Source organism: Sorangium aterium, assembly GCF_028368935.1.
GTDB classification, from domain to species: domain Bacteria; phylum Myxococcota_A; class Polyangia; order Polyangiales; family Polyangiaceae; genus Sorangium; species Sorangium atrum.
Map to the genome: position 1 here is coordinate 82,321 of NZ_JAQNDK010000002.1, position 13,250 is coordinate 95,570.

The 13,250-nt window shown below is 68.0% G+C and carries 8 protein-coding genes; 3 read left to right on the plus strand and 5 right to left on the minus strand.

From position 1 onward, the window contains the following. The first annotated feature begins 397 nt into the window (after positions 1–397). Positions 398–847 carry a DUF6640 family protein gene (locus POL72_RS15205; protein WP_272096034.1) on the plus strand — a complete coding sequence of 150 codons (450 nt, stop codon included), beginning with the start codon at positions 398–400 and terminating at the stop codon, positions 845–847. 33 nt (positions 848–880) lie between these two features. Here the strand turns inward: POL72_RS15205 and POL72_RS15210 are convergent, their stop codons facing one another. Then, entirely contained in the window at positions 881–1,414 is a 534-nt protein-coding gene (locus POL72_RS15210) for a hypothetical protein (RefSeq protein WP_272096035.1), read from the minus strand. A gap of 726 nt (positions 1,415–2,140) precedes the next feature. Here POL72_RS15210 and POL72_RS15215 point away from each other — a divergent pair. Further along, positions 2,141–3,166 carry a hypothetical protein gene (locus POL72_RS15215; protein ID WP_272096036.1) on the plus strand — a complete coding sequence of 342 codons (1,026 nt, stop codon included), beginning with the start codon at positions 2,141–2,143 and terminating at the stop codon, positions 3,164–3,166. A gap of 201 nt (positions 3,167–3,367) precedes the next feature. On the opposite strand, the gene POL72_RS15220 is transcribed toward POL72_RS15215, so the two are convergent. Further along, the gene (locus POL72_RS15220) at positions 3,368–4,018 is read right to left on the minus strand and encodes an NAD-dependent epimerase/dehydratase family protein (protein ID WP_272096037.1); all 651 of its coding nucleotides are present in this window, start codon (positions 4,016–4,018) and stop codon (positions 3,368–3,370) included. 66 nt (positions 4,019–4,084) lie between these two features. Beyond that, positions 4,085–5,224: a hypothetical protein gene (locus tag POL72_RS15225; RefSeq protein WP_272096038.1), complete on the minus strand. Its 1,140-nt coding sequence runs from the start codon at positions 5,222–5,224 to the stop codon at positions 4,085–4,087. A 782-nt stretch (positions 5,225–6,006) separates the two neighbouring features. Here POL72_RS15225 and POL72_RS15230 point away from each other — a divergent pair. Beyond that, positions 6,007–11,502, plus strand: coding sequence for an AAA family ATPase (locus POL72_RS15230; RefSeq protein ID WP_272096040.1), 5,496 nt, complete (start codon positions 6,007–6,009; stop codon positions 11,500–11,502). On the opposite strand, the gene POL72_RS15235 is transcribed toward POL72_RS15230, so the two are convergent. Further along, a complete protein-coding gene (locus tag POL72_RS15235; protein ID WP_272096041.1) occupies positions 11,471–11,842 on the minus strand; it encodes a response regulator in 372 nt (123 codons plus the stop codon). The genes POL72_RS15230 and POL72_RS15235 overlap by 32 nt on opposite strands. A gap of 390 nt (positions 11,843–12,232) precedes the next feature. After that, the gene (locus POL72_RS15240) at positions 12,233–13,165 is read right to left on the minus strand and encodes an AraC family transcriptional regulator (protein ID WP_272096042.1); all 933 of its coding nucleotides are present in this window, start codon (positions 13,163–13,165) and stop codon (positions 12,233–12,235) included. Between the last annotated feature and the right edge of the window lie 85 nt (positions 13,166–13,250).

The window sequence follows — 13,250 nt, forward strand, 5'->3', positions numbered from 1 at the left end:
GTCCACCATGACAGCCGGCCTCCTCCGCGGCAAACGCGAGCTGGTGAGGACACGGGGTGATCCCCGCGTCACCCGTGCGGGGCGGCGCGCTCGCTCGTCGTGGGCAGATCTGCGGTGTCGAGTCGAACGAGCGGACGGTTTTGTCATCCCCTGTGGCGGCCTTTGCGCGATCGTCGCCGACATCTCGGGGCGCAAGGGGATCGTCGCCGTTCTCGCCCACCTCAACCGGACGATCGAGGCGCGGCCCATCGCTCGTGCGCCGAGCCGACCCTGATCTCGGTCTTGCCCTGCGGACGGCTGCTCGATGGGGGGTTGTTCCCAACGTCGCGCCACGTCGAGCGGGCCGTGCGTCACCTTCTGTGCAGACGCGGCGGCAGCGCCTGCCTACGCTGCCGCCATGCCCACGGAAGACGCCCGCTCGCCGACGCCCCTCGCGTCCAGGATCCTCGTCACGGTGGTCGCCCTCGCGACGCTCGCCGGGCCGTACCTCGCCGACTGGAACGAGACGCACATCTACAATCCAAGGTGGCCGCCGCACGCCAAGTTCCACAACGCCCAGACCATGCTCCTCGGCACGGCCCTCGGCGCCTGCGCCATCGCCTTCGCCTGGCGAAGAGCCGCGGACGCCCGCGCCAGCCTGCGCGTCGCGGTGGTGTTCGGGGCGCTCTATTGGCTCACGCAGATGGGCAGCATCCTGTTCCCCGGCGCCGCCTTCGTGGACCCGGAGCGCGCCGGACAGGGCATGATCGCGGGCCTGCCCGCGCAGATCGTGATCTCGGTGGTGCTCCTCGGCCTCCTCGGAGCGGCGCTCGCGCTGGCGCGGGGCGGCCCGGTGCGGCAGAGTTGACAAGCCGTATCCCAGAAAGACGGCGTCCCGCGCTCACGCGCGCGGGGCGAGCACCTGGAAGCGCCGTCCGCTGGATAACACGTACGGGTCCTCGCCGCTCGCGAGCACGTCGTGCTGCTGGCTCAGCTGATGACCTGGCTGGCAGCAGGCGAGCGTGTACGCGACGTTCCAGCGCAGCCGGGCGAGGACATCGTCGATGGGGACGTGGGCGTGCACGAACGTGACGAGCACCGGCATGTCGGGCAGCGCGTTGAGCCGTTCGATGGCCGCGAAGACGTCGGCGCGTTGCCAGGCGAAGCGGCGGATGCCGAACTTGGTGCGCCAGGCCTCGACCAGCGGCTCGTTGAGCACCGGATCGACGCTGACGTTTTCAGCCTCCGTCTTCAGCGCGAACAACGCCCCGGTGCGGGCGTGGGCGCCGTCGCCGACGTGGATGACCCGGCACGGCGCGCCGGACATGAAGGGCCGCAGGTGCTCGAGCGCCGAATAGCTCTCGGTCATTTCTTTGGCGGGGCGCGTGGCTTTGGCGAAGAGCGGCCACAGGGCTTCGAAAGACCCTCGACGCATCAGGCGATCGAGGTAGTCGCTGCTCGCCGGGCCAGCGTCCGCGTGCGGATTCACGGCGGTCGTTCTATCACCGGGCGCCGGAGCGCGCGGCCGAAAGCGAAAGCTCGACCGTTCGCCGTCAGCTCCGCGTCGAAAGCCCCACAAATCCGAGCTTTTCGTACGGCGGGCGCTCGACGAGCTCGGCTACCGGCGCGACCTTCGACGGCTCGGGCCGCCAGCGGCAGAGCCTCTCCGCGCCGATGGGCGCTGAGGAGCCCGGGTAGAGCCGGGCGACGGCGGAGGCGGCGCCACACCGCCCAGAGGGCAGGGCCGTTCATGACGCGACAGGGCGTCCATCCCTGAGAATGCCTTGGGCCTGCGCGTGCTTCGTCGAGTTTGAGCTCCCGACCGTGATGCCCCCAGAGACTCTGCTAGGGTCGCACCATGAACCATTGTCGAGGGGGACTGGGCCTCTGGCCGTCTGCGCAAACGGGCTCCAGAGCGCCCTTGGCGGTAGTTTGCGCCATGGCTTCAGCGCTCGGGTGTCAAGCGGGCGGCGCCGACGGGACCTCGGGAGGGGCGCCGGGGAGCGGGGGGCACGCGGCAGGTGAGGCGGGTGTCGGCGGGGCGGGTGTCGGCGGGGCGGGGGTCGGTGGACAGGGCGGAGAAGGTCTGTCCGGAGGCTTCGGAGGGCAAGCGGGGGTGGGCGGAGCGCGTCCGGTTCCGGGGCCCGGCGAATGTGTGGAGGTGACGAGGCTCACGAGGAGTCCGGAGCTTTCTGGGGAAGTCCGTCGGGTGCAGGACGGATTTGTGATATTCACTGAGCCCGTTGCCACAGATGAAACCAGAGAATGGCTCATCGGCAATGAGCGCGATGAATGGCGATCGGTGTCTATCCCGCTCAGCCCAAACTTCTCCTACGAGCTCATGCCCACTCCGATTGCGGTCGGGACAGCGGCGGAGCCTCGGGCCATTCGGATCACTATCGGCGCGGGGTACGTTGGCTTCGCAAACCACTTCTTTTCGCAGGTCCTCGACGAAAGCGGCGAGCTTCTAGGGGAGCCCACCGCCGTCCTCGAGATCTTCGACCGGATCTCATCGACCAACGTATCGGCTGGGTCCCTCGATGGGGAGCGCGCCGCCGTCGGCAATGCGCATAGCGGGGAGTGGGATCCCCGTATTGTCCTGCTCGACAGGGACGGGAAGCCGGTGAGTGACGAGATCCACCTGCTCGAGACGGGCGACCGTCCGCTCTACCGATGTTTCGCCCTCACGGGCACGGCCCATGGCGTGGTCGCGACGATCATCGACGGGGACACGGGTGAGCTCCGGCTGCTCGAGCTCGATGCCGAGGGCCAGGTTGTCCAGGAGGCGACGTTGGAGGGGATCGACGACATCCTCTGCCCGAGGGTCTCGGTGGACCCGAGCGGCATTTTCGTGAGCTCTGGGCTTGACGTTCCGTCCTTCTCCCGCGGAAGCGCGCGGGACGTCTACCGCGTGAGCGGCGGCGCGCTCGATCTCGTTGCCACGCTCCCGGAGCCTCCCGAGGGCGTGTCGTACGGATGGGCGCTCGGCGGCGATGTTCCGTTGGTTTCGGCCCAGAGCCAGACGGGGCTCCGCTTCGCGGAGCGGCGCGGCACGGAGCTTTTGCCGCTCGAGGGAGATTTCACGGGTAGGCTGATTCCTTCAGCCGATGGGCGTCTCTTCGTCGCGAACGTGTCCCCAGAGGATTCAGTGATTGTCGAGGTCTCCTGCGCGCCGAGCGCCCCGTGAAGCCCTTCCCTCCGCCTTCTTCGCCGTCCTCGCCGAGCTGCGCGGACAGAAGCTGGCCCGGCTTGCGGCTTCGATTCCTCCGCCGAAGCTCCCGCTCGTGAAATACCGGACGTGTTCGCGCCTCGCTCGTCGTGGCGCTCTCTCGTGACGCCCGATCGGACGCCCGCCGTGGTCGGCTGAGCCCGGTGTGGGGCGCGCGAGCTACGTCGACGCGAGCGCCTTGATGTCGGCGACCTCGAGCACCTGCTTCGGCGCCCCGCTCGTCACGGAGCGCACCATCGCGCGCTCCACTTCTTCGAGCTTCAGGGCGGGGAGCACGAACTTCATGAGCGGGACGAGCGGAAGCAGGAAGCGGTAGGTTCGCTTCAGGTTCTTCTGTCCCGGCACCGGCGTCATCAAGCCCGGCCGGAAGTTGTAAACGCTGCGAAAGGGTAAGCGCATCAGCGCGTTCTCGGCCTTGCCCTTCACGCGCGCCCACATCACGCGGCCCTGCTCGCTCGAGTCGGTGTGCGCACCCGAAACGTGCGTGAGCACCATGCCGGGATTGAGGCGCGCGAGCGCCGCCGCGAAGGCGACGACCGTATCGTACGTGATCGCCGTGTAGTCCGCTTCGCTCATGCCAACCGAGCTCACGCCGGCGCAGTAGAAGCACGCGTCGTAGCCCGAGAGCCGCGCTTCGAAGGCGCCGAGCTCGCGAAAGTCGGGGATCAAGCACTCCTCGAGCTTCGGGTGCGCGTGCCCCGACGGCCGGCGTGCCACCGACAGGACCCGCTCGACCGTGGGATCCACGAGACAAGCGAGCATCACGCCTTCGCCGACCATGCCGGTCGTTCCGGTAACGATGACCTTCATGGCCGCCATGTTCGACCCGAATCGCCGGCAGCGCAAACCATAGAACGAGCGAGCGTGCCCTTTCTTTCACCTGGACGGCGGCAGCCGGATCTCGATCCGATTGGTGTAGCTGCCGGCGGCGTGACCCACGCTGTCCCAGCCGCGCCCCACGCTCGTCCCGGCCAGGGTGAGCGTGAGGTAGGCCGCGGACGAAGGGTCGTTCGAGGCGAGCCCGAACTCGAACGCATTCTGCGGCAGGCCCCAGCCGGCGGTGGGCGAGAGCTCCGTCGAGAGCTGCCGTGACCAGTCGCGGAAGACGATCGTCGCGAGCTCGCGAGCTGGCGATTCTCCCTCCTCGACGAGCGCGACGCTCAGGGGTTCGCCGCGGGCGAGCCGGCCTTGGCCGAGCGTCGTGAACGGCCCCTTCTCGGCGTCGCTCGCCTGGACGACGAGAAACGTGCCGCCGGCGTCGAGGTACGCGAAGCGCGCGGGCGCGCCGAACGGATAGTCGAAGTGGATCACCTCGACCACGACCTCGGGACAAGGCGAGAACCGCAAGCCGAGCCGGCGATGGCCGGTGATCGAGACGCGCGTGAAGGAGTTCAGGTGCGAGAACACGGGCACCTGAAGCGCGGTTCGTGCGTCGATGGCGGCAGATTGATCCGAAGTGGCCCTCACGCGCAGGCTCCCCTCGTCCGAGTAGTCCACCGCGAGCTCGCGATCGGCGCGCTCGAAACGACGAACGGGCGAGTCGCCGCGCCATTGCAGGGGTGCGAACACCGTCCAGAAGCGATCCGGCGAGCGCGAGATGAACTCGAGCCGCGGCTCGACGACGATGCCCACCGCGCCCGCCTGCACCGAGACCTCACCCGAGTCCGGCACCACGCGAAGCCACGGGGCCACGTCGAACGACGCGGGCCCGGCGAGTGATCGCGTCCAACCACCGCCGCCGGGCTCGACTTCGGGCGCAGCAAACGGAGCTGTCGAAGGCTCCGGCGCCCGCTGCGCGGCCACGAACCCCGCACCGAAAGCGACACCGGGCAGCGCGGCGAGCCAGGTCAGCCGCGGCGGGACCCCGAACCGCCACCACGCCACCGCGAGGCCCAGCGACAAGACCACCGCCAGACAACCCGCACCGTACGCGACCGTCCCGCCGCTCGCCGAGAACAGGGTCCCCGCGGCGAGAGCAACCCCGAGCCACGCCGCCGGAAAGAGCGACAGCAACACACGCGCGCCCGTCGACCGTCGCGCGGCCAGAACACCGACGGCGATCACGCTCCCGACCGCGACCGCCGGCAGAGCGCGGTTCGCGAAGAAGCGCGCGTGAAGGAGGGGAAAACCGCCGGGAAGCAGCGCCCAAGCTGCGATCGCGGCGGCAGCATGCGCGAGCAACGCCAGCGACCAGAACACCCCGACGAGCGCCGCCGAGGTCGCTCTGGAGCGGCCAGCTGCTCCGCGATCAGGAGAACTTCGTTCTTTCAGAAGCCAGCTGCTCCTTGGACTCGCCGGAGAAACCGCTCACGGCGCGCCGCGAGCAGGAGCCCGGAGGATAGCCCGTGCGAAGCCATTCCGACCTGTCAAGAATTTCCTGCAACGACCGGCAGTTGACATGACGTACAGAAAGCACGATCCACCGATCCGCCTACAAAAAACCGGGGCGCATGGGCGGGGTGTGGGCTCGCCGTCCGGGCAAGCGCAGCCGGACCCGCCTTGCCTGGTTGGCTGCTCTTCCTTTTATGGAACGCAGACACATGACGCCTGCGAGGTGAGGCACAAGATTCGACACTCATGTCGACAGCGCATGGCATCACGGTCCGTCACGTCTTCACAGGATCCTGCCGGCACCGGGCGCCGAGCCCGGCTGGTATGGATTCGAGCCCGCGTGATGCGCTCAATCACGTTCTCGGTCCGGCTCGGCGGCCCGGCCGACGATGCCCGAGCCTCGTGGAGCACCGCGCACGCGCCCTCATCGTCCTCGCCGAGCGTGTCGCGCATCAGGAACCCTCTCCATGCCCCTCGCCTCACGGTACACGATCACCATGCCTCTCTCCCTCGATGGCACAGCCGTCGTCTATCGTGCGGTCAGGAGCGCCGATCGCTGCCCGGTAATCCTCAAGGTGCTCGATCCGCGGCGCAGCCGCCCGAAGGACCGCGAGCGGCTGAAGCACGAGTACGAGCTCGGACAGCTGCTCGACTCCCGGGCCGTCATCAAGCCGCTCGCGCTCGAGATGTACCACGGCATGCCGGCCCTCATCCTGGAGGACTTCGGCGGCAAGTCCCTCGATCGCCTGCTCGGGACGCCCATGGGGATCGAGCGCTTCCTCCCCCTCGCGATCCGCATCGGCGCGGCGGTCGCGGGCGTTCACCAGCAGGACATCATCCACAAGGACCTGAAACCCGCCAACATCCTCGTCAACCCCGCCTCCGGCGAGGTCAGGATCGCCGACTTCGGGGTCGCGTCCCGCCTCCCCCGCGAGCAGCAGCGCGCGCAGCCCCCCCGGCTCATCGAGGGCTCCTTGCCCTATCTATCGCCGGAGCAGACGGGGCGGACGAGCGGGGCCATCGACAACCGCACCGATCTCTACTCGCTCGGCGTGACGTTCTATCAAATGCTCACCGGCAGGCTCCCCTTCGAGGCGCGCGATCCGGTCGAATGGGTCCATTGCCACGTGGCCCGCGTTCCCACGTCGCCGTCGGACCTCGTCCCCGAGGTGCCCGAGATGGTCTCGCGCATCATCCTGAAGCTCCTCTCCAAAATGCCCGAGGATCGCTACCAGAGCGCTCGCGGCCTCCAGCGCGACCTGGAGAGGTGCCTCGCAGAGTGGAGCGCGAGCGGGCGCGTGGAGCCGTTTGCGCTGGGCGAGCGAGACACGACAGGCCGGCTCCAGATCCCGCAGAAGCTCTATGGCAGAGAGGCGGAGGTCGCCCTCTTGCTCCAGGCCTTCGGCCGCGTGGTCGCCACGGGGACGCCGGAGCTCCTGCTCGTCTCCGGGTACCCCGGGATCGGCAAGAGCGCCCTCGTCCATGAGCTGCATAAGCCAGTCATCCGGGAGCGGGCCTTCTTCCTATCGGGCAAGTTCGATCAATACAAGCGCGACATCCCCTACGCCACGCTCGTCCAGGCCTTCCAGGAGCTCGTGGTCGAGCTCCTCGCCGAGAGCGAGGAGCGGATCGCGGCCTCGAGACGGCAGCTGCTCGACGTCCTCGGGGTCAACGCCCAGCTCATCGTGGAGGTGATTCCGCAGGTCGAGCTGGTCATCGGACGGCAACCGCCGGTCCCCGAGCTGCCGCCGACCGAGGCGCAGAACCGCTTCCGCATGGTGTTCCGGCGCTTCATCGGGGTGTTCGCCCAGAAGGAGCACCCCCTCGCGCTCTTTCTCGACGATCTCCAGTGGGTCGACGCGGCCAGCCTCGGGCTGCTCAAGGACCTCTTGGCCCACCCTGAGATGCGCTATCTCCTCATCATCGGCGCCTACCGCGACAACGAGGTGTCCCCCACCCACCCGCTCCTGCTGACGTTGGACGAGGTGCGGAGAGGCGGCGTGCGCGTCTCGAACATCGTGCTCGGTCCGATACGGCAGGAGCACAGCGCCGCATTCGTCGACGAGGCGCTTCGCTGCCGCCTCGAGGACGCCGCGCCGCTCTCCGATCTCGTCTACGAGAAGACGGCCGGCAACCCCTTCTTCGTCATTCAGTTCCTCCTTTCGCTCCATGATGAGCGCCTGATCGAGCTCGACGAGCGCACGGAAGCCTTTCGGTGGGACGTCGCGAAGATCCGCGAAAAGGGCTACACCGACAACGTGGTCGACCTGATGGTCGGCAAGCTCAGGCGACTGCCCGCGAAGACCCAGGAAGCGCTGAAGCAGCTCGCCTGTCTGGGAAATAGCGCCGAGGTCGCCCTCCTGGCGATGGTTCGCGGCGGTGTGGAGCAGGACGTACATGCGGACCTCTGGGAGGCCGTCCGCGCGGGCCTCGTCATCCGCGTGGACAGCACATACAAATTCCTCCACGACCGCATCCAGGAAGCGGCCTATTCGCTCATCCCGGAGGACCTGCGCGCCGAGATGCATCTTCAGCTCGGCCGGCTCTTTTTGTCTCGGTTGCCAGAGCCGGGGATCGCAGAGCGGGTCTTCGATGTCGCAAACCAGCTCAATCATGGCGCCCACCTCATCACCGACCCGCGCGAGAAGGAGGCGCTCTGCCGGCTCAACTTCCTGGCGGGGACCAAGGCAAAGGCCTCGGTGGCCTACGCGTCGGCTCGCAGCTACCTGGCCCAGGCGACATCCCTGCTGCCACCGGACGCCTGGAGCGCACGGTACGAGGATGCATTCACGCTCCACCTGCAGCTCGCCGAGTGCGAGTACCTCGTCGGCTGCTTCCAGCGGGCCGACGAGCTGTTCGACCTGATTCTCCAGAACGCCCGCTCCGCGCCCGACCGATCCAGGGCGTACCGATTGCGCCTGCGGCTCTACCAGATCGCCGCACGGCACCGCGATGCCGCGGCGGTCATGATCCAGGCCCTGCAGCTCTACCGGGTGGTGCTCCCGGAGTCCGATGAGGAGATCGAGATGGCCGCGGAGGCCGAGATCCGGCAGGTCTCGATCAACCTGCGCGGGCGCCCCATCGCCGACCTCGTCGATGCGCCTGTAGCCACCGACGAGAGCGTGCGGGCGCTCATCGGCCTGATCGCCGAATCGTGCCCCATCGTATACACCTCGCGACCAGCGCTCTGGGTCCTGCTCACCGCCAAGGGGGTGAACGTCACCCTACAGTGCGGGCACGCCGAAGAGTCCTCTTTCATCTATAGTAATTACAGCATGGTGCTGGTCTCGAGCTACCGCGACATCCCGCGCGCGCTTCAGTTCTCCGAGATGGCGCTCAGGTTGAACGAAAAATTCAAGAGTGCCACGGCAACACTGAAAGGGAAGTTGCTCTTCCAGTATGCGAGCGTCATCAAGGTCTGGTGCGGGCGCTTCGCAGCCAGCCTCCCGCTCATGGAGCAGGCCTTTCTCGCTTGCCTCGACATCGGCGATCTCGTCTTTGCCGGCTACTTGACCTACAACATGACATGGCTTGTCCTGGAGAGCGGAGAGCCGCTCGTTCATGCCATCGATGTCGCGCGGAAGCACCTCGCGTTCGCCCGGCAGACCCACAATGACGTGGTGTACCATATCCTCCGGCTCGAAGAGCAGTTTGCAGCGAGCCTGAAGGGAGCGACGCAGGCGCCCACGAGCTTCAGCGACGGCACCTTCGACGAGGAGAGCTGTATCGCGGCCCTCAAGAAGGCGGGCTTCGGCCTCGGAGTTACATACTACTATATCATGAAACAGATCGCGGCGTTTACCCATGAGCGATATGCCGAAGCGCTGGAGTCCGCGACCAGCGCCACGTCGATGCTGCGCCAGGTGGCGTCTATGGCGATCGAGGCGACGCATCACTTCTACCACGCGCTCACGCTGACGGCGCTCTATGCGCAGGCCCCTGCCGAGCAGCAGCGGCAGTTCGCGCAGACGCTCGAGAAGCAACTGCAGAAGCTGGAGCTCTGGGCCGACAACTGCCCCGAGAACTTCCGGACCCGCTACGCCCTGGTATCGGCCGAGGTCGCCCGCACGGAGGGCCGGGACCTCGACGCCATGCGTCTCTATGAAGAGGCCGTCCACTCGGCGCGCGACAGCGGCTTGGTCCACGTCGAAGCGCTGGCCTACGAGCTCGCATCTCGGTTTTACCGGGCGCGAGGGTTCGTGCGCTTCGCCGATACCTACTTGCGCGAGGCCCGCTCCTGCTACGTCCGCTGGGGCGCCGACGGCAAAGTCCAGAGCCTCGACCGATGCTACCCCGAGCTCGTCGAGCGACCATCGGTCGCGCTCACCGCCACGTTCGTGGCCGCGCCCGAGCAGCTCGACCTGTTCTCGGTGGTCAAGGCCTTGCAGAGCATCTCGTCCGAGATCCTCTTGCCGAAGCTCAGCGAGACGCTGCTGCAGATCGTGCTCCAGCAGGCGGGCGGGCAGAGAGGGGCGCTGATCCTGGTCCGCGACGGCGAGCTCGCCGTCTACGCCGAGGCCACGACCGACGGGACGCAGATCCGCGTCGCGAGCCACAAGGGCGTGCCGGCCTCGGCGGCGGCGTTCCCGATGTCAATCCTCCACTACGTCGCGCGGACGCGTGAGCCCGTCATCCTGGACGAGGCCGCCGTGGCGACGCGCTTCGCTTCGGACGAGCACCTCACCCGGAGACGGCCGCACTCGCTGCTGTGCCTCCCCATCGTTCGGCAGGCGCGCCTGAGCGGCCTTGTGTACCTGGAAAACAACGTCGCGACGGGGGCGTTCACGGCCGGCACGATCCGGGTGCTCGAGCTGCTCGGCGCCCAGACGGCCATCTCGCTCGACAATGCCATGCTCTACGCCGACCTCGAACGGAGCCAGATGGAGATCAAAGCGGTGCTCGACAACATGGTCGACAGCGTCTTCGTCGTCGACCGGACCGGGCGCGTCACCCTGGCCAACCATGCGGCGGCGCGCCTCGCAGGGCTCGCGAGCCCGGACGAGGCGCGCGGGCCCATCGTGGAGCTGGCGCGGCGGCTCGGCTTCGACCGCCCGAGCGGGACGCCCTACGAAGCGGAGCAAATGCCGCTCGTGCGCGCGCTCGGCGGCGAGACGCTGGCCCTGGACGAGGGGACGATCTCGCTCCCCGGCGCGGAGCGGACCCGCTACGTGCACACGAGCGCGTCGCCCATGCGCGACGCGGGGGGGCAGGTGGTGGGCGCGGTGGCGGTCGTGCGGGACGTCACCGAGCTCGTGGAGCTCGACCGGCTCAAGGACCAGTTTCTCCGCGTGGCCGCGCACGAGCTCAAGACGCCCGTGACGGTGATCATGGGCTATGCCGAGATGCTCTTGCGCACGGCGACGGAGCTGCCGCCGAGTCAGCGCCGGATCCTGGACGGGCTGCTGCGGGGCGCCGGCCGAATCGAGCGGATCGTGGCCGATCTGCTGTTCCTTTCGCAGGTCCAGCTCGGCCGGCTGAATCTGGTGCTCGAGCGCGTGGATCTCGGGGAGCTGGTCGACCGCGTGGCGGCGCGCCTGGAGCAGGGGGCGCGGTCGCGCCGCATCCGGGTCACGTGCGCCGAGCCCGTGGTGCTCCGAGGGGACCGCGAGCTCTTGGAGCGGGTCGTGGCGCACCTGCTCGACAACGCCCTGCGGTACTCGCCGGATGGCGGCGAGGTGGAGCTGGACGTGCGGATGGGGGACGCGCTCGACGCCCTGGTGTCCGTGCGCGATCAGGGGGTGGGGATCCCCGTGGAGAAGCGGGCGCGGATCTTCGAGCGCTTCCATCGCGCCCACACCGATACGCCCCACGATCACGGCGGGATGGGGACGGGGCTGTACCTGTCGCGCGCGATCGTGGTGCGCCACGGAGGCGAGGTGTGGTTCGAAAGTGAGGAAGGCCGTGGCAGCACTTTCCACGTCCGCCTGCCCCTCACATGCGAAGGTGCGACCGTACCATCCTGACCAGCTGGTCGCAGTGAAAGGGCTTCGCGATCCACCCTGCGGCGCCGATCTCCTGGGCTCGAAGGGCGGCGTGCTCGGCCGCGGTCAGGACCATGATGGGCACCGACCGGCCGTATCGGATCTGAAACTCCCGCGCGAAGGTCCGGCCGTCCATGACCGGCATCTTCATGTCGAGCACGATGAGGTCGGGCATGTGTTCACCTATCCTCTCCAGAGCCTCTTGTCCGTGCCGCGCCGTCTGCACATGGAATCCCTCCACCGAGAGCATCATTGCCACGAGCTCGCGTAGGTCGTCGTCATCTTCCGCAACGAGAATATTCATCGTCACCTTGATCTCCATGAGCCCCAGAGTGACCGAGAGGGCTCAGGCCACCTTCCCGTTACTCAGCGCGGGCGCCCGATGACTCCGTCGAGCTGTCTTCAATATCGATCCGCTGGCCGCTGGCCATCAACACTCATTTACTATGCTGTATGTACAGCCATTCCTCCCTCCGGCGCGCCAGCGCAGGCGGACTCAACCGAGAGCGTCCTCATGGCCGTTTGAGTATAGCCATTCCGATTCACGTCGGCCTTCAGAAAAGCCTGTCATCGCCGGACGGTTACTCCCTCGGCGACCGCCTTCCGCCGCCAGGCAGGTCCGACGGCAGGCATGCGGCCTGGCTCTGCCTGCGAGCCCACGACCGACGTGATCGTGACGACCTGCCGCCGTGCCGGCTCGCCAGCCGTTGCGTCAGGCGCGCATCGACGCGGCCGCTCGATAGGCGCGCGGCGCCATCCCCACCTCGCGACGAAAGGCGGTGCTGAACGCGCTCTCGGACTTGTACCCGAGGTCGAACGCGATCTGGCCGATGGAGCGCGCCGGATCACGGGCCAACGCGTCCCGCGCCAGGCTCATGCGCCACGCGATCGCGTAGGCGTACGCCGGTCTCCCCACCAGCGCCTTGAAGCGCGCCGCGAACGCGGTGCGCGACATCCCGGCCGCGCGCGCGAGCTCGCCCACGACGATCGAGGACGCCGGGTCGCGGTGAATACACCGCAGCGCGACGCCGATGTGCGGATCGGCGAGGGCGGCGATCCACCCCACTCGCTTGCGCAGCTTCGTGCGGTCCAGCGACCGCAAGATGCTCACCAGGATGAGCTGCGCGATCCGGTCGAGCACGAATCCACGCGCCGCTTGATTCTCGCCCACCTCGCGCACGAGCAGCCGTGCCAGCTCGTGCGCTGCCCCCGCCGCGGTCGCCGGGATGCGCAGCAGCGGCGGCAGCACGCTCGTCACCAAGTGGGCGTGCTGGGGATCGAAGTTGAAGTAGCCGCCGATCAATTGCACCTCGGCCACACCCCGCTTCGGACCGATGCGTAGCGTCTCTCCCGGCGCCCGCCGGAAGAGGGCCTCGGCCGGGCGCACCGGCGCGTCGAGATCGCTGGCCACCAGGTAGGACGGAGCATTGCACAGCACATAGACGTCGCCGGCCTCGAGCACCTGCGGCCGCTTACGCTCGAAGCTCACGAACACGCGACCGCGCACGATCGTCCCGAACTTCACGTGGGGGGAGGCGTCGAAGCGAAGCGCCCACGGTCCGCGGGCATCGATGCGAGCCGAGAGGACGGTCTCGGTACGCAGCAGCGCCAGCATGCCTTCCATGGGGTCGCTCGGGTGCTTCATGTACGATCCGTAAAGTATTGTGGCGTCCTCGTTATGGAAAGTCCAGCCAGGGAGCCGCATGATGACGTCATTGGGAGGCAACGCC